Origin of the sequence: Spiroplasma chinense (genome assembly GCF_008086545.1) — a bacterium.
Taxonomy (GTDB): domain Bacteria; phylum Bacillota_I; class Bacilli_A; order Mycoplasmatales; family Mycoplasmataceae; genus Spiroplasma_A; species Spiroplasma_A chinense.
Genome location: NZ_CP043026.1, coordinates 1,244,379 through 1,264,895, shown reverse-complemented (window position 1 = coordinate 1,264,895; position 20,517 = coordinate 1,244,379). Strand labels below are relative to the sequence as shown.

General features: G+C 30.8%; 28 protein-coding genes. All 28 read left to right on the top strand.

The genetic code is table 4. The features are described 5' to 3' along the window. Positions 1-653: 653 nt before the first annotated feature. The 28 genes from rpsQ to SCHIN_RS05660 all read left to right on the top strand — a co-directional run bounded on the left by rpsQ (position 654) and on the right by SCHIN_RS05660 (position 20,470). Positions 654-914: a 30S ribosomal protein S17 gene (rpsQ, locus tag SCHIN_RS05795; protein WP_166508801.1), complete on the top strand. Its 261-nt coding sequence runs from the start codon at positions 654-656 to the stop codon at positions 912-914. A 28-nt stretch (positions 915-942) separates the two neighbouring features. After that, a complete protein-coding gene (gene rplN / locus SCHIN_RS05790) occupies positions 943-1,311 on the top strand; it encodes a 50S ribosomal protein L14 (RefSeq protein WP_166508678.1) in 369 nt (122 codons plus the stop codon). 11 nt (positions 1,312-1,322) lie between these two features. Further along, complete coding sequence (gene rplX, locus SCHIN_RS05785; protein ID WP_166508677.1) at positions 1,323-1,640, top strand: 50S ribosomal protein L24; 318 nt, start codon at positions 1,323-1,325, stop codon at positions 1,638-1,640. An 18-nt stretch (positions 1,641-1,658) separates the two neighbouring features. Beyond that, a complete protein-coding gene (gene rplE, locus SCHIN_RS05780; RefSeq protein WP_166508676.1) occupies positions 1,659-2,213 on the top strand; it encodes a 50S ribosomal protein L5 in 555 nt (184 codons plus the stop codon). Positions 2,214-2,225: 12 nt separating this feature from the next. After that, complete coding sequence (locus SCHIN_RS05775) at positions 2,226-2,411, top strand: type Z 30S ribosomal protein S14 (RefSeq protein WP_020834740.1); 186 nt, start codon at positions 2,226-2,228, stop codon at positions 2,409-2,411. A 19-nt stretch (positions 2,412-2,430) separates the two neighbouring features. Further along, complete coding sequence (gene rpsH, locus SCHIN_RS05770; protein WP_166508675.1) at positions 2,431-2,820, top strand: 30S ribosomal protein S8; 390 nt, start codon at positions 2,431-2,433, stop codon at positions 2,818-2,820. Positions 2,821-2,836: 16 nt separating this feature from the next. Next, positions 2,837-3,376: a 50S ribosomal protein L6 gene (gene rplF, locus SCHIN_RS05765; protein ID WP_166508674.1), complete on the top strand. Its 540-nt coding sequence runs from the start codon at positions 2,837-2,839 to the stop codon at positions 3,374-3,376. Between the two features lie 23 nt (positions 3,377-3,399). Beyond that, entirely contained in the window at positions 3,400-3,750 is a 351-nt protein-coding gene (rplR, locus tag SCHIN_RS05760; protein WP_166508673.1) for a 50S ribosomal protein L18, read from the top strand. 19 nt (positions 3,751-3,769) lie between these two features. Continuing rightward, positions 3,770-4,420, top strand: coding sequence for a 30S ribosomal protein S5 (gene rpsE / locus SCHIN_RS05755; RefSeq protein ID WP_166508672.1), 651 nt, complete (start codon positions 3,770-3,772; stop codon positions 4,418-4,420). Positions 4,421-4,436: 16 nt separating this feature from the next. Next, positions 4,437-4,874: a 50S ribosomal protein L15 gene (gene rplO / locus SCHIN_RS05750; RefSeq protein WP_166508671.1), complete on the top strand. Its 438-nt coding sequence runs from the start codon at positions 4,437-4,439 to the stop codon at positions 4,872-4,874. Continuing rightward, positions 4,875-6,284, top strand: a complete 1,410-nt coding sequence (secY, locus tag SCHIN_RS05745; protein WP_243745722.1) for a preprotein translocase subunit SecY — start codon at positions 4,875-4,877, stop codon at positions 6,282-6,284. It abuts the gene before it with no gap. 17 nt (positions 6,285-6,301) lie between these two features. Beyond that, positions 6,302-6,937, top strand: a complete 636-nt coding sequence (locus SCHIN_RS05740; RefSeq protein WP_166508670.1) for an adenylate kinase — start codon at positions 6,302-6,304, stop codon at positions 6,935-6,937. Then, a complete protein-coding gene (gene map, locus SCHIN_RS05735; protein WP_166508669.1) occupies positions 6,937-7,710 on the top strand; it encodes a type I methionyl aminopeptidase in 774 nt (257 codons plus the stop codon). The genes SCHIN_RS05740 and map overlap by 1 nt, the downstream gene beginning before the upstream one ends. Then, positions 7,710-7,937, top strand: a complete 228-nt coding sequence (infA, locus tag SCHIN_RS05730; RefSeq protein WP_166508668.1) for a translation initiation factor IF-1 — start codon at positions 7,710-7,712, stop codon at positions 7,935-7,937. Before map ends, infA begins: the two co-directional genes overlap by 1 nt. A 51-nt stretch (positions 7,938-7,988) precedes the next feature. Then, on the top strand, positions 7,989-8,102 hold the full coding sequence (gene rpmJ, locus SCHIN_RS05725) for a 50S ribosomal protein L36 (RefSeq protein ID WP_020834730.1): 114 nt from the start codon (positions 7,989-7,991) through the stop codon (positions 8,100-8,102). Positions 8,103-8,152: 50 nt separating this feature from the next. Further along, a complete protein-coding gene (gene rpsM, locus SCHIN_RS05720; protein WP_166508667.1) occupies positions 8,153-8,518 on the top strand; it encodes a 30S ribosomal protein S13 in 366 nt (121 codons plus the stop codon). Positions 8,519-8,534: 16 nt separating this feature from the next. Next, positions 8,535-8,927 carry a 30S ribosomal protein S11 gene (gene rpsK, locus SCHIN_RS05715; RefSeq protein ID WP_166508666.1) on the top strand — a complete coding sequence of 131 codons (393 nt, stop codon included), beginning with the start codon at positions 8,535-8,537 and terminating at the stop codon, positions 8,925-8,927. A gap of 9 nt (positions 8,928-8,936) precedes the next feature. Further along, positions 8,937-9,890 carry a DNA-directed RNA polymerase subunit alpha gene (locus tag SCHIN_RS05710; protein ID WP_166508665.1) on the top strand — a complete coding sequence of 318 codons (954 nt, stop codon included), beginning with the start codon at positions 8,937-8,939 and terminating at the stop codon, positions 9,888-9,890. Positions 9,891-9,908: 18 nt separating this feature from the next. Then, a complete protein-coding gene (gene rplQ, locus SCHIN_RS05705; RefSeq protein ID WP_166508664.1) occupies positions 9,909-10,268 on the top strand; it encodes a 50S ribosomal protein L17 in 360 nt (119 codons plus the stop codon). A gap of 154 nt (positions 10,269-10,422) precedes the next feature. Then, positions 10,423-11,922 carry an ATP-binding cassette domain-containing protein gene (locus tag SCHIN_RS05700; protein WP_166508663.1) on the top strand — a complete coding sequence of 500 codons (1,500 nt, stop codon included), beginning with the start codon at positions 10,423-10,425 and terminating at the stop codon, positions 11,920-11,922. A 97-nt stretch (positions 11,923-12,019) separates the two neighbouring features. Then, the gene (locus tag SCHIN_RS05695) at positions 12,020-13,270 is read left to right on the top strand and encodes an AEC family transporter (protein ID WP_166508662.1); all 1,251 of its coding nucleotides are present in this window, start codon (positions 12,020-12,022) and stop codon (positions 13,268-13,270) included. Positions 13,271-13,296: 26 nt separating this feature from the next. Further along, positions 13,297-14,286 (top strand): NAD(P)-dependent oxidoreductase, encoded by a 990-nt coding sequence (locus tag SCHIN_RS05690; RefSeq protein WP_166508661.1) that lies wholly within the window; start codon positions 13,297-13,299, stop codon positions 14,284-14,286. Positions 14,287-14,388: 102 nt separating this feature from the next. Further along, positions 14,389-14,889 carry a hypothetical protein gene (locus SCHIN_RS05685; protein WP_166508660.1) on the top strand — a complete coding sequence of 167 codons (501 nt, stop codon included), beginning with the start codon at positions 14,389-14,391 and terminating at the stop codon, positions 14,887-14,889. A gap of 111 nt (positions 14,890-15,000) precedes the next feature. Next, positions 15,001-16,203 carry an energy-coupling factor transporter ATPase gene (locus SCHIN_RS05680; RefSeq protein ID WP_166508659.1) on the top strand — a complete coding sequence of 401 codons (1,203 nt, stop codon included), beginning with the start codon at positions 15,001-15,003 and terminating at the stop codon, positions 16,201-16,203. A 308-nt stretch (positions 16,204-16,511) separates the two neighbouring features. After that, positions 16,512-17,408 (top strand): energy-coupling factor transporter ATPase, encoded by an 897-nt coding sequence (locus SCHIN_RS05675; RefSeq protein WP_166508799.1) that lies wholly within the window; start codon positions 16,512-16,514, stop codon positions 17,406-17,408. A 15-nt stretch (positions 17,409-17,423) separates the two neighbouring features. Further along, complete coding sequence (locus SCHIN_RS05670) at positions 17,424-18,332, top strand: energy-coupling factor transporter transmembrane component T family protein (protein ID WP_166508658.1); 909 nt, start codon at positions 17,424-17,426, stop codon at positions 18,330-18,332. Continuing rightward, complete coding sequence (gene truA, locus SCHIN_RS05665; RefSeq protein WP_166508657.1) at positions 18,332-19,069, top strand: tRNA pseudouridine(38-40) synthase TruA; 738 nt, start codon at positions 18,332-18,334, stop codon at positions 19,067-19,069. Before SCHIN_RS05670 ends, truA begins: the two co-directional genes overlap by 1 nt. A gap of 99 nt (positions 19,070-19,168) precedes the next feature. Then, entirely contained in the window at positions 19,169-20,470 is a 1,302-nt protein-coding gene (locus tag SCHIN_RS05660; protein WP_166508656.1) for a hypothetical protein, read from the top strand. Positions 20,471-20,517 lie beyond the last annotated feature (47 nt).

The window sequence follows — 20,517 nt, the reverse complement described above, 5'->3', positions numbered from 1 at the left end:
GTTGAAGTAGAAGCAAAACCAGCTGCAAAAAAAGCAGCTCCAAAAGCTGAAGCAACTACTGAAGAAAAACCTGCAGCTAAAAAAGAAGCAGCTCCTAAAAAAGAAGCAGCTCCTAAAGCTGAAAAACCTGCAGAAGAAAAACCTGCAGCTAAAAAAGCAACTACTACTAAAAAAGCAGCAGCACCAAAAGCTGATGCTGAAGTAGAAGCAAAACCAGCTGCAAAGAAAACTACTGCTAAAAAAGCTGAAGTTGAAGTTGAAGCAATAATGGATGCAAAACCTGCAACTAAAAAAGCTACAACTAAAAAAACTGAAGAACCTAAACCAGTTGCTCTAGGTAAAACAACAGCTCAAGTTAAAAAACCAGAAGCTGTTAAAGAAGTTGAAGTACCTAACATTGAAGTTGGGGAAGCAAAAGCAACAGGTAAAGGAAAAGCTGCATTAGGTGAAACTAAAGTTAAAGCTTTAAAAGTTGATGCAGTTAAAGGTGAAAATGTTGAAGGTATTGATTTAAAACTTTCAAAAAAACCAAAAGAAGCTAAAACTTATGTATTTGGATCAAATGCAGAAGAAGCTAAAAAACAAATCGATGAAGCTAACAAAAAGCAAGCTGCTAAAAAAACAACTAAAAAAACTGAAGAAGGAGCTAAATAATTATGGAAAGAAATTTAAGAAAAACATATACTGGTAGAGTTGTTTCAGATAAAATGGACAAAACTATCACTGTATTAGTTGAAACTTACAAAAATCACCCAACTTACAAAAAACGTGTTAAGTATTCTAAAAAATACAAAGCACATGATGAAAACGGTCAAGCAGCAATGGGAGACAAAGTTGAAATCATGGAAACACGTCCACTAAGTAAAACTAAAAACTTTAGACTAGTTAGAGTTGTTGAAAAATCAATTATTTAATTAGTTAGAGAGTTAAGAGGAATAGATCATGATACAAACAGAATCAAGATTAAAAGTCGCAGATAACTCTGGTGCTAAAGAAATTTTAGTTATTAGAAATTTAGGTGGAAGTGTAAGAAAATTCACAAATATTGGTGACATAGTTGTAGCTACAGTTAAATCAGCAGCACCTGGTGGTGCAGTTAAAAAAGGTCAAGTTGTTAAAGCAGTAATCGTAAGAACAGTTAGAGGTTTAAGAAGAGCTGATGGTACATACATCAAGTTCTCAGAAAACGCAGCTGTAATCGTAAAAGATGACAAGTCTCCAAGAGGAACTCGTATCTTTGGCCCAATTGCAAGAGAAGTTAAGGATGCAGGATTTGCAAAAATCGCATCACTTGCTCCAGAAGTGTTATAGGAGGAACTTTTATGAATAAATCTAAAATTTTAAAAGGTGACGTTGTAAAAGTTATCGCCGGAAGCCACAAAGGAACAATTGGACCAGTATCAAAATTATCAAAAGATAAAAAAAGAGTTTGAGTTGAAGGTGTTACTGGAACTAAACACTTCAAACCAAGTCAAACTGATCAAGAAGGTGGAATTAGAGTAATTCCAGTTTCAGTTGATGCATCAAATGTTGCAATTCAAGATCCTAAAAATAAAGATGCAGGATCAAGAATTGGATTTAAAATTACTGACGGACAAAAAGTAAGATTTGCTAAAAAATCAAAAGCAGATCTTAAATAGGAAAGGAAATAGTTTATTATGGCAAAAGCAAACGTTAATAGATTAGAAAAACTTTACAAAGATAAAATTGTCCCAGAATTGTTTAAAGAAAAACAATTCAAATCAGTAATGGAAGTTCCAAAAATCACAAAAATCGTAGTTAATCAAGGAATCGGGGACGCAGTTCAAGATTCTAAAAGATTAGATGACGCAGTAGCAGAGTTAGCTTTGATTACTGGTCAAAAACCTCTTGTAACAAAAGCTAAAAAATCTTTAGCAGCATTCAAATTGCGTGAAGGTATGCCAATTGGTGCAAAAGTTACTTTAAGAGGTAAAAAAATGTATGAATTCTTAGATAAATTAATCTCAGTTGCATTACCACGTGTACGTGACTTTAGAGGGGTATCTAAAACAAGCTTTGACAAACAAGGTAACTATACAATGGGTGTTAAAGAACAAATCATCTTCCCAGAAATCGATTACGACAAAGTAAAAAAAGTTCGTGGGATGGACATAACAATCGTTACAACAGCAAAAAACAAGGACGACGCATTCTCACTAATCCAAAAATTAGGAATGCCTTTCGTTAAGTAGGGAGTTAGAATAATGGCAAAAAAATCATTAAAAGTAAAACAAGCTAAAGTTCAAAAATTTAAGGTTAGAGAATACACACGTTGTGGAAATTGTGGTAGACCACATTCAGTTTTAAGAAAATTCAATTTATGCCGTGTATGCTTCAGAGATTTAGCATACAAAGGACAAATCCCAGGTATTAAAAAAGCATCATGATAGTGAAAGGAAATAGATAAATATGACAACAGACGTAATAGCAGATATGCTTACAAGAATTAGAAATGCCAACCAAAGATTCCATAAAGAAGTTATGATCCCAGGAAGCAAAACTAAACTTGAAATAGCAAAAATCTTGAAAAAAGAAGGATTCATCGAAGACTTCAAAGTATCTGATGACTTTAGAAAAGACATCACAATCAGCTTAAAATACAAAGGGAAAATTAGAGTTATTAAAGGCTTAAAAAGAATTTCAAAACCTGGATTGAGAGTTTACTCTCCTGCAAGCGAAATCCCAAATGTTCTTAATGGGTTAGGAATTGCTATCGTATCTACATCAACAGGAATTATGACAGATAAAGAAGCTCGTCACCAAAACACTGGTGGAGAAGTTCTTGCATTTGTTTGATAATAGGAGGTTTTAATATATGTCACGTATAGGAAACAGAATATTAACAATTCCAGCTGGAGTAGAAATTAAGAACAATTCAAACGTTGTAACAGTTAAAGGTCCAAAAGGTGAATTAACTCAAAAATTTTCACCATTAATCGATATTATCGTTGAAGGTAGTGAATTAAAAACTACTAGAAAAAATGAAGTTAAACATACAAAACAATTACACGGAACAACAAATTCATTATTACAAGGAATGCTAACTGGTGTTAGTGAAGGATTTGTAAAAGAACTTGAAATCGTTGGGGTTGGTTACCGTGCTGCATTAGCAGGAAACAAAATCAACCTATCACTTGGGTTCTCACACCCAGTAGAATACATTGTTCCTCAAGGAATAACTGTAGAAATCCCAAAACCAACAGAAATTAAAATTTCTGGAATCGACAAACAATTAGTTGGTGAAGTTGCTGCAAACATTAGAGGATATAGAAGACCTGAACCTTACAAAGGTAAAGGGGTTAAATACAAAAACGAAAAAATCATTAGAAAAGAAGGTAAAGCAGCTGGTAAGTAGGCTGTTGCTAAGACGAGGTAATTATGAAATACACTAAAGCAGAAGCAAGAAAAAGAAGACACTATAGAGTTAGAACTAAAGTATCTGGAACTAGCGCTAAACCAAGATTGAACGTTTTTAAATCAAACACATACTTCTATGCACAAATCATCGATGACACAAATGGAGTTACATTAGTATCATCATCATCAATTAAAATGGGATTAAAAAGTGGATGTAATATTGAAGCTGCTAAAGCAGTAGCTAAAGACATTGCTGAAAAAGCTAAAGCAAAAAAAATCGAAAATGTAGTATTTGATCGTGGTGGGTATTTATTCCATGGAAAAGTTAAAGCATTTGCAGACACTGCAAAAGAAAACGGATTGAAATTCTAATTAAAGGAGAATAAGAAAAATGGCAGAAGAAAAAAAAGTAGTTGCTACTGAAAAAGTTGCAACACCAGAAGCAAAAAAAGATCAATCAGCACCAAAAACTCAAGGTAAAAGAGATTTTAAACCTAACTCAGACCGTCCAAAAAGAGATAACAACAGATTTAACAGAAACAAAGAAGAAAATCCATTTGAAGAAAAAGTTGTAACAATTAACCGTGTTACAAAAGTTACAAAAGGTGGACGTAGATTCAGATTTGCAGCTGTTGTAGTTATCGGAGACAAAAAAGGAAGAGTTGGATTAGGAACTGGAAAAGCAAATGAAGTTCCAGATGCTATTAAAAAAGCTATCAAAGAAGCTAGAAAATCTTTAGTAAGAGTACCATTAGCAGGAACTACTGTTCCACATGACGTTATCGGACACTTCGGGTCAGGTAGAGTTCTAATTAAACCGGCTAAAAAAGGTACAGGAGTTATTGCTGGGGGACCTGCTCGTGCTGTTATCGAATTAGCTGGAATTTCAGATGTTTATACAAAATCACTTGGATCAAATACACCAATCAATATGATTAGAGCTACATTAGAAGGATTAAAAGAAATGCAAACCCCTGAACAAATCGCAAGATTAAGAGGAACTTCTCAAGTTGAAAAGAAAGTTGAAGCAAAACAAGCTTAATTGGAGGTACTAGTTTATGAAATTACATGAATTAAAATATACACCAGGAAGTAAGAAAGAAGTTACACGTGTTGGACGTGGTATGGCTTCTGGAAAAGGGAAAACTTCAACTAGAGGACACAAAGGACAAAACTCACGTTCAGGAGGAGGGGTAAGACCTGGATTCGAAGGGGGACAAACACCTTTATTCAGAAGATTACCAAAAATTGGATTTACAAGCTTAAACAGAAAAGAATTTACAATATTAAATCTAGACACAATTGAAAAATTGGGATTAACAGATGTTAATCACAAAACTTTAATTGAGAAAAAAGTAATTAAATCAGAAAAAACACTAGTAAAAGTACTAGGAAATGGTAAAATTACAAAAGCTGTTAATGTTAAAGTTAACAAAGTATCAAACAGCGCCCAAGAAGCAATTAAAGCTGTCGGAGGGACAATAGAGGTGATTTAGGTGGCTGCTAAAATTAAAAAAATTAAAGGTGCCAACCGAAAAACTAAAGAGAAAAACGAATTCGCTAAAGGTAATTTCTTTATTAGAAATAAAGACCTTGTAAAACGAATCGTTTTTACTTTAATAGTACTAATATTAATTAGGGTTGGTTCACTACTAACAGTGCCGGGTATACAATTAAATCCAGGGTTTAGAGAAGGTGTTGATGGACAAGAGTTCTTCCAACTTCTTTCAACTCTAGGAGGGGGAACTATTGGTCAATTTTCAATATTATCCCTTGGGGTTTCACCGTATATTACTGCATCAATTATCGTACAATTGTTATCAACAGATGTTATTCCAGTATTGACAAGATGAAGTAAATCAGGAGAAAGAGGAAGAAGAAAACTTGATAGATTAAACAAAGTTCTTACAATTCCTTTTGCTCTAATGCAATCAACTGCAACAATTTTCACATTGCAATCTAGTGGACTTATCACTCCAAAATGAGGTTCATCAGATTTTAGTTGATTCTATTACATTCTAGTGCCAACAGTTATGTTGGCAGGAACATTCTTGATGTTATGAATAGCAGATCAAATTACAATTAAAGGAATAGGTAATGGAGTTTCAATTATAATTTTTGCTGGAATCGTTTCAGGAATGCCAGGAAACTTTATAAATACATTTAAATTCTGAATTAAAGCTGGAGAAGACAATGTAATTTTATTTGACGGAATTATGAAATTCTTAATTTACATTGTTGCCTTTGTGTTTGTTATCTTCATCGTTGTTTTGATGAATGAAGCAGACAGAAAAGTTCCAATTCAACAAACAGGTAGTGGTCTTGTAGATACTAAAGACCATACACCACATTTACCATTGAAATTAAACAATGCAGGGGTTATTCCAGTTATTTTTGCCTCAGCGATTATTTCAACACCAGTTACAATTGCACAAATTGTTGGAGAAGATAGTGGATTCTACTTATTTACTCAAACATATTTATCATTTGGAACATGATGAGGTATAGGAATTTATGGAGTTATGACAGTTCTATTTACATTCCTATATGCACAGGTACAAATTAATCCTGAAAAAATAGCTGAAAACTTTAAAAAATCAGGAACATTTATTCCTGGAATTAAACCAGGTAAGGAAACAGAAAAATTCTTAACAGGAACAATCAATAGATTAAGTTTCATGGGAGCATTCTTCCTAGCAGGAATTGCGGTTTTACCTTACATAATTAGTAAATTAACAGATCTACCAAGTTCACTTGCAATTGGGGGAACAGGATTGATAATCTTGATCTCTGTTGCAATTCAAACTACTCAACAATTAAAAGGTAGATTGATTCAACAATCATTTATTGATAAAAAACAAGAAAAATTCTCAGATGAAAGTGTTCAAACTTCTCACATCTGATAGAAAAAGGAAAAATAGAAATGAATATTATTTTACTAGGAGCTCCAGGGAGCGGAAAAGGAACTCAATCAGAAGTTCTATGTGAAAAAAAATCATTTACACAATTATCAACAGGGGATTTATTTAGAAACAATATTGCAAATAAAACTCCATTAGGATTAGAAGCACAAGGTTATATGAATCAAGGTTTATATGTACCAGATGATGTTACTAACAAAATGGTTGGTGATTATCTTGAAAGTAACCATGAAGGATTAATTTTTGATGGTTATCCAAGAACTGTAGATCAAGCAAAAGAGCTTGATTTAATGTTAGCAAAATACGATAAAGTAATAGACAAAGTGGTTTACATTGACTTGGATGATAGTGTCTTAATGTCAAGATTAACTGGAAGAGTTGTTTGTGAAATTTGTAAAAGAAGCTATCATGTAGTAACAAGAAAACCTGCAGTTGAAGGCATTTGTGACTTTGACGGAGGAAAACTTGTAACTAGACCAGACGACCAAGAAGATAAAATCAAAACAAGATTAGAAGTTTATAACAATCAAACTGCACCATTAATTAGTTTCTACGAAGATAAATTAGTTAAAATACCAAGTGATGGTAAAACACCACAAGAAGTATTTGAATTAATAGTTGAAAGTTTAGGAATTTAATGGCAATTACAATTAAAAATGCAGAACAAATCGAAAAAATGAAAGTAGCTGGAAAAGTACTTGGTAATGCAATGTATAATCTAAAACAAATGATTAAACCAGGTGTTAATTGTTTAGAATTAGATAAATACTTCATTGATTACATCACTTCAAAAGGATGTAAAAGTAATTTCAAAAACTATTACGGTTATCCAGCACATATTTGCATCTCAATCAATGAACAATTGATCCACGGAATTCCTCAAAATAGAGTAATTCAAGAGGGTGATATTGTTTCAATTGATGCCGGGTGCATTTTTGATGGCTATCATGCAGATTCTGCATTTACTTTAATTTGTGGTGACAAATTTGATAAAAAGTATGATAAACTTGTAGAGGTGACTGAAAAGTCACTATATTTGGCGATTGAACAGGTAAGAGCCGGTGTGCGCATCGGAACCATTTCTTCTGCTGTTCAAACTTATGTTGAAGAAAATGGTTTTCAATTGCCAACAGATTATTCAGGTCACGGTATTGGGGTAGAAATGCACGAAGACCCTTTTGTTCCTAATGTAGGAGTAAAAGATACAGGAATGAGATTAATTCCTGGAATGACAATTTGCATTGAACCAATGGTACAAATAGGTACTGCAAAAACCGTGGTAGGCGATGATGATTGAACAGTATCATCTGCTGATGGTAGCATGACAGCTCACTTTGAACATACAATTTTGGTTACAAATGGAGATCCAGAAATATTAACATTACATAAACCAGAGGAGGAAATTAAATAATGGCAAAAGAAGATTATTTAGAAGTTGAAGGAACTGTGCTTGAGGTTTTACCTAATGCTACATTCAAGGTGAAATTAGAAAACGAAATAGTTATAGACGCCCACGTGTCTGGTAAAATCCGTATGAATTACATTCGCATCTTACCAGGTGACAAAGTAACTGTGGCAATTTCACCATATGATCCAACGCGTGGAAGAATTACATACCGCTTTAAAGGTGGTAAATAGTAATTTAATTTTATAAATTAATTTAGAAACAAAAATCAGGAGGTTAGAAAGATGAAAGTAAGATCATCTGTCAAAAAAATATGCGACAAATGTCGTGTAATTAGACGTAAAGGCCGTGTAATGATTATTTGTGAACAACCAAAACATAAACAACGTCAAGGTTAATTAATAATTTTAAATACATATTTTAATTTTATTTAGAAAGGAAATGAATAATGGCTCGTATTAATGGGGTAGAAATACCTAATGAAAAAAGAGTAGTTATCGCTCTAACTTACATTTATGGTATTGGTTTATCGACATCACAAAAAATCTTAGAAGCTGCAAACGTTAGCGAAGATATCAGAGTTAAAGATTTATCAGAAGATAATATAAAAACACTCTCTCAAGAAATTTCAAAAATTAAAACTGAGGGAGATTTAAGAAGAGAAACAGCATTAAACATTAAAAGATTAATGGAAATTGGAAGTTACAGAGGAATGAGACACAGAAAAGGACTTACAGTAAGAGGGCAATCTACTAAGACTAACGCTCGTACTAGAAAAGGTCCTAGAAAAACTGTAGCTAACAAGAAAAAATAGTTAGGAGTTAGAACAAATGGCAAATCATAAACAACAAAATAACCGTAAAAAAGTTAAAAAAAATATTGCTAAAGGTATAGCTCACATTCACTCAACTTTCAATAACACAATCGTTACTGTTTCAGATGAACAAGGTAATGTATTATCATGATCAAGTGCTGGAGCTTTAGGTTTCAAAGGAAGCAAAAAATCAACACCATATGCAGCTCAAATGATCGCAGAAGCTGCAGGAAAAGGGGCAATGGATAACGGGGTTAGAACAATCTCTGTTGAAGTTAAAGGTCCTGGTCCAGGTAGAGATGCTGCTGTAAGAAGCTTACAAGGTATCGGACTTGAAATTACATCAATCAAAGACACAACACCAATTCCTCATAATGGTGTGCGTCCTAGAAAACGCCCAAGAGGTTAGTATAATTTAATGAAACAATTCGCAAGACCCGAATTTACTTTATTAAAAGAAGAAAAAAACAGAAATTATGGGGAATTCAAAGTAGAACCTTTGGAAAGAGGTTTTGGTATTACTTTAGGTAATGCTATAAGAAGAACTTTATTAAGTTCAACACCAGGTGCAGCGGTTTATGCAATCAAAATTGCTGGAGCAGCTCATGAATTTACATCAATCCCTGGGATTGTTGAAAATGTAAGTAGAATAATCTTAAACCTAAAAAAATTAGCATTAAGAATTGATTCAAAAATATTTGCAGACGACGAAGTTGTTGAAATAGCAATTAAAACAACAACTGAAGGTGTTGTAACTGCAGGAGACATTGAAGTTCCAACAGGTGTAGAAATTGTAAACAAAGATTTAGAAATTTGTACAGTAGCTGATGGAGGGGTTTTAGACCTAGTAATGTTTGCAAAAAACTCTAGAGGGTACAGATCTTTTAAAGACAATAAAAAAGAAAAATTAACTGCTGATGCAATAACAATCGATTCAAACTATTCACCAATTGTTAGAGTTTCATATGAAGTTGATGCAACAAAAATTGGAAAATCAGTTGACTTAGAAAAATTAATTTTACAAGTTGAAACTGATGGAACAATTACAGCTAGCGATGCTGTAGCAACTGCTTCAAAAATTTTAGTTGAACATTTACAATTCTTTGTAAACTTAAACGACGAAATTAATGAACTAAGTATAATTGGTGTAACAAGTGAAGAAGATGAAAAAGAATTAGATAGATTAATTGAAGACTTAGACTTCACACAAAGAAGTTTAAATTGTTTAAAAAGAGCAAATATCAACACTTTACGTGATCTAGTTTCACGTACTGAAGATGAAATCCAAGAAATTAGAAACTTGGGAAGAAAATCACTAAAAGAAATCAAAGATAAAGTTGTTCAATTAGGACTAACTTTTAAACAAGACTAGAAAGAGGTGTAGTTGAATATGTCATACATACAAAAACAAGGAAAAAACACAGCTTGAAGAGTCGCTTTAATGAGAAACTTAACAACAGAACTTATCATTTCAGAAAAATTAGAAATTACTGAAACTAGAGCTAAAGAGTTAAGAAAGCACTTTGATAAAATGATTACACTTGCAAAACGCGGTGACTTACACGCAAGAAGACAAGCTTCTGCATGATTAAGACACATCGATGCATCTGAAAAAGAAACAGCATTACAAAAATTGTTTAATACTTTAGGAAAAAGATTTAAAACAAGAAACGGTGGATACACAAGAATTTTAAAACTTGATAACCGTCGTGGTGATAATGCTCCAATGTGTATCATTGAGCTAGTTTAAGACCAAATAAATAATACCCAAATGGGTATTTTTTTATTTTTATATATAATAAAAGTATAGGTGAAAGAGTATGAAATATTTTACAAGGAGAGTGTGGATTAATTATTTTGTATATACTATATTAACCCTAATAGGAAATGTGAGTTATCTTGCAATGGCCTATTCTTTTTCCTATATTATAAACAAAGCAATTGAAGGGGACTATCAAATCTTTTTGATAGCTTCAATTTGTGCCTGCATTTTTCTTGTAATACATTTAATATCAGAATTTGTTGGGGAACTAATTTTGAATCATTCTTTAGAAATTCTAAACACTTTATTAAGAGATATTGTTGCTTACAATATCTTTAGAGATAAATATGATTTAAAAATAGATTCAGGACAATTTCTAAACTTGAGTGCTACCAAAATAAATTTACTAGAGAGAAATTATTTTAGAAATACATTTTTATTAACAAAAAGCTTATTAGGAATTTGTGCAAGTTTTGCGTTATTAATTTACATTAGTTGACTTTCTCTGGTAACTGTTTTATGCTTTTCGGTTTTTGTTGTTGTAGTTCCTATGATTATGACGAAAAAAAACCAAAAAGCAGTTGAAGTTGCAAACTTCGAAAATGATAATTTTTTACAACATGCAAAGGATGCCTTCAATTCATATTGAACATTTTGAAGTTTAAATATTACTGAAAAACTTGTCGACCAAATGACAGAGGGTTCTAGAGTTTTGGAGAAAAAAAACAAAGATATGAAAAACGTTATGTCTTTGAATAAATTCCTAAACAGATCAGTTCTAGTTTTTGGACAAGTTTCTATGGTTATTATTTTTAGTTATTATAGATATTTAAATTTCTTAGAAGGAACTGGTATTATTGCAACTTTAAACACAATTGGAGCTACTTATGTGTTTTTTGGTAATGACAGTATTGTGGCATTTACCAAAATATTGGCACACGATAAAGTAATAAAACAAGACTATAAAAAACTTGCACATGATGATTATCATAAAACAAGAATACATCACATACATAAAATTGAGTATAAAAATTTAGCATTTAAATATGGTGAAGAAAATAATAAATCATTAAAAAATTTCAACCTTAAAATTCGTGAAGGTGAAAAAGTTTTGGTTAGAGGAGAAAGTGGTAGTGGTAAAACTATGCTTATCAAACATTTATTCAACCCCGTTGGACTTGATAGTGGAACCATTTTCTTGAATAATATTTTAGTTCATAATGTTGATTTAAGAGATAAAGTAGCTTTTATAAGTCAAGATAGTATTTTGAACAAGGGAAGTATTTTAGAAAACATTAATGTAGCTAACCAAGAATTGAGTCAAAAAGAAATCGAAAAATATTTTGAAATGGTAGGTCTAGGTAAATTCTTAAAAGAATTACCTCACGGTCTAGAAACTCAAATTGCAGATAATGCTTTGACATTATCTGGAGGAGAAAGACAAAGACTTTCAATTATAAGATCTTTGATTTCCAATAAAGATTGATACTTTGTTGATGAAATAATTTCAGCCCTGGACCAGGAAAATGCCAAAAAAGTTTTAGATATTTTCTTAAAAGATAAACATAAAACTGTAATTATGGTAAGTCACAAATTAGACGGATATTATTTAGGGTTGTTTGATAGAATAATTGACCTTTAAAAGACATATTATGGTACTTTTTTTCACTATTTTTTTATAAAAAAAAGTTATAATAATTTAGTAAAATTTAACAAAATATAGAGAGGTAATTCAAAATATGAATTTATACAGTGTAGGTTCAGAAATTGGTGATGCACTTAAAGAAACTTTAGGTGGATGAGGAATGTGATCGGCTATCATCGCAACAATTTCTGTTATTGGGTTAGGGTTCTTCCTAACTTTAAAAAATATTTTAAACAAAGACTGAGATAAAGTTTTTATTAAAGTGGTAATGGTTGTAGGACTTCCTTCTTTAGCATTAAGTGGTTTCCTAACAAACATAACAGTTAAAGATTTAATTGACCAATTAGCGGTTTTATTAATTGGTTTTGCATTTTATGCTTTAATGATGCTTATCTCAAAATATTTTTTCCTAAAATATGATAAGGATTTACAAGATACTTTTGCAATGTGTATAGCACTTGCATCAACAACTTTCTTTGGAACACCAATTGTAACTGCGATTTATGGAGATGCAAAAATTCCGGCAAATATTTTTAATGTTCCGTATAGAGTGTTCTTATACTCATTGGCATTTATGATAATGAGTAAAAAACCAATGGCTGCAACAAACAATGGGAATGTTGTAGCAAAAATAAAAAAATCTGAAATGACAGTTGAGGATTTAGCACAGAGTAAAAAAGTAAAAAAACAAGCTTTAAAAAACATCTTTGTTAACCCAATTTTAATTGCAACATTTGTTGGATTAATCATTTGAGTAACACAATTAATTCCAGGTATTGATGTACTTGCTGTTGTTGAAACTAAAACTAAATCAGGAGTGATTGGTGTAGATGCTAATAATAATGTCTACGAAGGAAGCATTTCTTATGTAGATACAGTTTATTATTCACCATTAAGAATAGATAAACTATTCCCACCTTCAGCAACCATTTTAAATGCATTAGCTGCAATTTGTACTCCACTTGCTTGATTGGCAATTGGTATGACAATGGCTAAAGGTAATATTAAAGAAGCTATGAAAGATAAAAAACTTTGATATGCAGCTTCAATTAAAGTATTAGTAGCACCTGCAATTATATTAATTTTAATTTGTGGTGTAGCAGGAATAGGATCATTAATCGTAGATGAGGGTACAACTATCATTGGAAAAACAGCAATGTCTGTAATGGTAATTATGACAGCGGCACCTCCAGCTAATGTAGTTGTAGCTTATGCAATTTCCTATGAAAAAGGAGCTAAAGAAGCTTCAAACTTAACATCACTTTCAACATTACTTTCAGTTGTTACATTACCAGTTTGAGTTGTTATTGTAACAGCAGTTGGAGCACTACCTATCTTTGGATAGTAGAAAATAAATAGAGGTATACATTTATGAAAATTATATGTTTTGGAGTTAGAGATGTAGAAAAACCAATTTTTGAAAAAGTAAATGAAAAATTTGGTTTTGAAATGACTCTATTGCCTGAGTTATTAACTCACGACAATGTAGAAGTAACAAAAGGGCATGATGCTGTTTTGCTTAGAGCAAACTGTGCAGCTGACAAAGTTAACCTAGAAAAAATGAAAAGCTATGGTATCGAATACATGTTCACAAGAACTGTTGGTACTAATCACATTGATGTGGAAGCTGCAAAAGAGTTAGGATTTAAATTGGCTTACGTTCCATTTTACTCACCTAACGCTGTAAGTGAACTTGCATTTTCAATGGGACTTGGAATGTTAAGAAATGTAATTTACATGTATGACAAAATGGATAAAAAAGACTTTACAGTAGACTCAAATATGTTTGCAAAAGAAGTTAGATTATCTACAATTGGTATCATTGGAACTGGAAGAATTGGTTTTGAAGCCGCTAAAGCTTGAAAAGGAATGGGAGCAAAAGTTATTGGTTATGACCCATACCCAAATCCAAACGCAGAAGGAGTTATTGAATACACTACTTTAGAAGATTTAATTTCTAAATCAGATTTAATTTCACTTCACACTCCATATATCAAAGGTCAAAATGATCACATGATTAACAAAGAATTATTATCTAAAGCACAAGATGGTCTTGTAATTGTTAATGCCGCTAGAGGAGAATTAATAAATCACCAAGATTTATATGATGCTCTTGTAAGTGGAAAAGTAAGACAAGTAGCTCTTGATACTTTAGAAAATGAAGGACAAGTATTCTTCAAAAAACATGATGGAGCATTACCAAATGATGTATATGAAAAACTATACAACTTAAAACCAAGAGTTTTATTTACTCCACATATTGGAAGTTTTACAGATGAAGCTGTAAAAAACATGGTAGAAACTAGTTTTGAGAATTTAAAAGAGTACTCAACAACTGGTGATTGCAAAAACAAAATTTAATATTTTGATTTTTAAAAAACTTGAAAGAAAACTTTTAAGTTTTTTTATTTTTTTGTACATTTTTTTCAAAAGTATGACGATGGTTATATTGGAGGTGAAATAATGTCAAAAGACGAAAAAGACGTAGTGAAAGCTTACCTATTTATCACTGGTGTCTTAGTTTCTAGCAAAGAAGTCAGACCATTTACAGAAATCATATTAGATAGAAACAGCCCAGAGGGCAAAGAATTATATGATAAAATAGCATTGGTATTAAATAGTAATGAAAAATTAAAGAAAGGAAATGTAAAATTGAAAAGTACCGTGAGAAACACCACTAAAAATTACTTGTTTAATGAAATCAAAGAAGCTGATATTCAAGATTGAGCAATGATAGAAGCATTAATTGAAAAAAAATTGGCTGAACAAGCTCAAAAATATGAGAAAAAATTTGCTGATCAAAAAGATATGTACGAAAAAAAACTTGCAGACCAAGCAGCTATGTATGAGAAAAAACTTGCAGACCAAGCGGCAATAATAGTGATGTACGAAAAAAGAATTGCTGAACTTGAAGCTGAAGTTGAAAGATTAACAGCTATTTTAAGAGCTCATAACCTTATTTAAAAGACATTTATGTCTTTTTTTATTTATATTTTTTATAATTTAGGTGTAAATAAAAAAAGTTTTCATTATGATATTTGGTATAATTTTATAGTATGAGAGGACTAGTTATAAATGGAAAAACATGTATTACTAACAACTGAAGATTTAAATGAATTTAAGTTGTTACTTAATGAATATAACGATAAATTAGTTCGTTCTAGTCAAATTTCGATTATTGCAAAATCAAAATATTCTAAAAGAGAAGTGGAAAAAGATTATGTAATAAAATGTGATAATGAATATAAAGCAATGAAACAAGAATTTAAATCAATTGCAAATATTTCTAAATTTGTGGAAAACGTAAAAAAAGCACAACAGAACTTAGGACAAACTAAAAAAGGCAGCGACGAATATTGAAAACTATTTGAAGAACTAAAATTAGCTCAGTTTTTATTGAAAGAAGCTAAAATAGCAGTTAAAGATAGAGGTCATGGTGGAGAGTTATCAAAATTAAACAATACAGCTCTTAAACTAAAAGACATCAAATTTAAATATAAAGAAGATTTTCCTTTTGCAGTTAACGGAGTTAGCGTTGAAGTAAATCACGGAGAATATGTAACAATCATTGGACATAATGGTAGTGGTAAATCAACTCTATCAAAATTAATAATTGGAGTTCTTAGACCGACAAGTGGTTCAATGGAAGTTTATGGAAATAAGGTTACCTCAAGTAACATCAATATTGTAAGAAAATTCTTAGGTATTGTTTTCCAAAACCCAGATAACCAATTTATTGGTTCTACTGTTAGAGATGATATTGCTTTTGGACTTGAAAACAGAAGAATTGAACCATCAAAAATGGGTAAAATTATTGAAAATGCTGCAAAAAAAGTTAACATGTTTGATTTCTTAGACCACGAACCATTAATGCTTAGTGGAGGTCAAAAACAACGTGTTGCAATTGCTTCTGCATTAGCTTTATCACCAGATATTTTGATTTTCGATGAAGCTACAAGTATGCTTGATCCAAAAGGAAAAAGTGAAGTTAAAAACATTATGGTTGAGTTAAAAAACACTCGTCAAAAAACTATTTTCTCAATCACTCATGACATGGATGAGATTTTAAATGCAGATAAAGTTATGGTTATGAACAAAGGTGAACTTGTAAAATTTGGTACACCAAAAGAAATCTTGGCAGATAAAGACTTCTTACGTTCAATACACTTGGACATTCCTTTTGTAGCTCAAGTTGAAGAGGCTTTAGCTGATGTTGGAATAAAACTAGATCACAGTGATAGTTTGGAAGAGTTGGTGAATAAAATATGTCAAAAATAAGTCAAACACCTGCAGAAAAAAGAGCAGAACTTGTTATTGCTAAAAAAGTTGAAAAAGCAAAACAAAAAGCTCATATGAAAGAACTTGCAGAGATTCAACGCAAAGAAACTAAAAAAAGAAAAAAAAGACATAGTGAAATAGTTAAAATAATCAAAGCAGATAAGCCAAATCAAAAAGTTTTTAAAAAAGAATTTGAAGCATTTAAAGCTGAAAGTAAAAAAAATAGTGCACAAAGAGTAGAAAAAGCAAAAGAATGATACTTAAATATTGATGAAAAAACACCATCAGTAAATAAACATTATAAAAAAATGCTAAAAAAAGCTCAATCAGCAGAATTTGATTTCACTGGAGATATCCATTTTGAAAACGTTTCTTATACATATGCAAAAGGTACACCCTTTGAATTTAGAGCATTAGATGGAACAGATATAACAATAAAAAAAGGAAAAATCACAGCTGTTATTGGAATGACAGGTAGTGGTAAATCAACATTAATCCAACTTACTAATGGATTAATGGTGACAGAAACTGGAAGAACAATTGTTGGTAATTATCCTATCTTTGCTTCAATGAAAAAAATCAATGAAGTAAAAGATTTGAGAAGAGAAATTGGACTGGTATTCCAATTTCCTGAATATCAATTATTCCAGGACACAATTGAAAAAGATATTGCTTTTGGACCTATAAATCTTGGTGCAGAAAAAGAAGACACATTTAAAAGAATACCAGAACTTTTAAGAATGGTTGATTTACCAGAAGATTATGCCAAAAGAAGTCCATTTGATTTAAGTGGGGGTCAAAAAAGACGTGTTGCTATTGCAGGAATTGTTGCAATGGATGGAAACACATTAGTTCTTGATGAACCTACTGGTGGATTGGACCCGCAAGGAGAAGAAGATTTTATGAATCTCTTCTATAATTTAAATAAAGAAAAACAAAAAAGAATAATAATTGTAACTCACAACATGGATCATGTTTTACAAATTGCAGACGAAGTTATTGTTATGCATAAAGGAAGAATTATTGCCGTAGGAGATCCATTTGAAATTTTTGGTAATGAAGAATTATTGAAAAAAATTGAAATAGAACCTCCAAAATTATACAAATTAGCATATAAATTAAAAGAAAAAGGTATAGATATTACTAAACATAAGTTTAGAAATGTTAAAGAAATGGCGCAAGTCATTAAAGAAAATAAAAAATAGGAAGTTGGAATAAATATGAGAATGGTATTTGGTAGATACATGCCCTATAACTCTTTGATTCATAAAATGGACCCAAGAGTTAAATTGTTTATGATAATAAGTTTAATTGTGGCTGTATTTTTCCCAATAGGATTTACAGGTTTTGCATTAATTGGAACATCAATTTTAGTAATGTTTTCAATTAGTAAACTTAGTTTCAAAATGCTTATTAAATTATTTACACCAATTTCACTTATCTTTTTTATGCTAATACTTATAAATATTCTTATGTTAAAACCAACTGTTCAACCAGATCAATGAAATGATTTGGGAAGTGGTGCTAGATGAGTAGAAACTACTCAATTTGGTTATGTATTAAACTGAAAATTCCTTTGATTTTCAGAACAAGCTTTTTATAGAGCTATATACATGACAATGAGAATCTTCTTTATGATTACTTTAACAACAATATTAACTGGAACAACTCAACCTTTAGAGTTAACTTTAGCAATTGAAGATTTATTATGACCTTTAAAACTAATAGGAATACCAGTTTATATTTTCTCAACAATTATTTCTATTGCTTTAAGAATGATACCAACTTTAATTGATGAAGCTGGAAGAATTATGAAAGCACAATCTTCAAGAGGAATTGACTTTAAAAACGGTAAGATGAAGGATAAAATAAAATCTATGACTTCCTTAATAATTCCACTTTTAGTTTCTGCTTTCCAAAAAGCAGAAGACTTAGCATATGCTATGGATTCAAGGGGTTACGACCCTCATGCTAAAAGAACAAGATACAGACAAGTTAAATTTAGATTTGTTGACTGAGTAGTATTTGCATTCTATATGGCAATTGCAGTATCTTTATTCTGTTATCCTTATATTAATGTATTAAGTCAAATTCAAATCCCAAGAATTGATGCTATCTTAAACATTTAATGAACTATTACTTATTTACAATTGAATATGACGGAACTGATTTTTGCGGTTGAGCCAAACAAAAAGGACAATCAACTATTCAAGGAGAAATTGAAAGCGCTTTATCAAGAGTGGCTAGAAATTCTACCTTTAGAGTTGTGGGTGCTAGCAAAACAGATTCTGGAGTTCATGCAAATGATCAAAAAGCCTGAGTGGAGTTGGATTTTAAACCAAATCTACCAGGTTTTTTAAAAGCATTAAATAATGCATTACCACTTGGGATAAATATAAAAAATGCAAAAGAAATAGAACAAAGTTATCGTGTAAGAAACTGTATTCAAAAAACTTATCATTATAATTTAAATTTTGGAGATGATGATGTATTTAAAAATCGTTACTGATTTAAACCAAAATACCATATAGATTTAGATAAACTAACAGATTGTTTAGAACTTTTTGTTGGCTATCATGATTTTAAAAACTTTTCTGGATTAAAAGGTGAAGAATTTAATATTATAGAGTCAAAAAGAATAGTTGATGAAATAAAAATTGTAACAATTGGTGAGTTGGTAAAAATAGTTTTTAAAGCAAAAGGCTTTATTAGATATCAAATCAGAATGATGATGGGTGCTGCTTTAGCTTATGCTACAGGAAAAACAGATTTAAACACAGTAAAAGATGTTTTGAATTGTAAGCGTGAAAAATTACCTTTTATGGCAGAAGCTAAAGGTTTAACTTTATATAATATTCAATACTAAAAGTCCACTAACGTGGACTTTTTGTTTTTTTGATAAAAACGTTTATAATTATATTATATAAATTAGCAATCATAGAAATACAGTCGGGGGTAATTTTGTATGAAAAAGTTAATTGCATTTTTAGGGGGACTTTCTATAGTTTCTCCATTGGCAGTAAATGTTGTGTCTTGTGAAGTGGTTTCTTTAACTGGAAAATGAAAAGATTTTTTTATTCACATTAAATCAAGTTATAGAAGATCTAAAAAATTATTTGTTAATGAACAAGAAGTTGAAGAAGCTTTTAAAGGTTTTGTAGAAGAGTATTCATTTGGTAAATTTAAAGCTACTTTAGATAAAGATAAAAAAGGTTCAAAAAATTTAGTTTATGTAAATCTAAATGATTTAGGAATTGTCAATAGATATGAAAGACAATACAGGGTAGAGGTTTTTGAATGATGAAATGATAAATGAGGGGATATGTCTGTATTGGGTAGCCAATCTACAATAAATATTAACTATGGTGTAATGAAGGAAAGTATCTATTTAGATAAAGTTGCTTTAAACACAAATAGTGGTGACCAAAGTGCTATAAAAGTTTCAAACATGTCAGATTTGGAACAATTAGAATTTTCTTTGGATCCTTTTGAAGATTTCAAACAACAAATAGATTCTGATTTGGTTAAGGTGTATGTTGAAGATAATGAAGTTAAAGTAATTACCAAACACTCTAATTTTGAAAAAACTATTTATTTAAGAGCCAAACCAATTAATGGTGAAGGTTTTTGGGGAAATGAAATAAAAGTAAGTAATAGTCAAAACACTGGACTAGAAGTTATTTTAAAAGATGATTCAGTTCAAGATTTTATTTATCCAGAAAACACTGAATTCTTGTGAAGTGTAGAAAATAACGATGAAGTACAAGGGGTTGAAGCAATTGAAAGTTCTGATAAAAATTTAAAAGCTCAATTTTTAAATGATGGTAAAGATATTAAATTAATTTATCAAACTGATGAAAAATTGACTAAACCAATTTATTTAATAATTAGGATAGTACCAAAGAATTACAAATTCCCTATCGGTATACAAACCTTAATAATATGTCCAGATGATGTAGCTTTACTTGACAAAGATACTAATCAAGAAATAATTAAACCTATAGAATATAAGGTTTTAGAAGGTGAAGAAAATAAATGGTTTAATTACAGGGCTAAAGTGCTTAACAGCAGACCTCAATTGGTTATATATAAGGAGTTTGAAAATGATTTCTCTGTTGCATTTATTCAAGGAGATTGAGCTATTTTTGCAATAACTGAACCTAAAAAAGGAAAAACGTATTCTGTTAAATTTCAACAAAGAGGAACTGACAAAGAGGGTGTTAAAAACTACTTTAAAGTTCTAACATTTACAGTTAATGTCATTTAGTAATTAAAGTTAAAAACCAGTTATTTGCATTTTGCATTTAAAGAGTG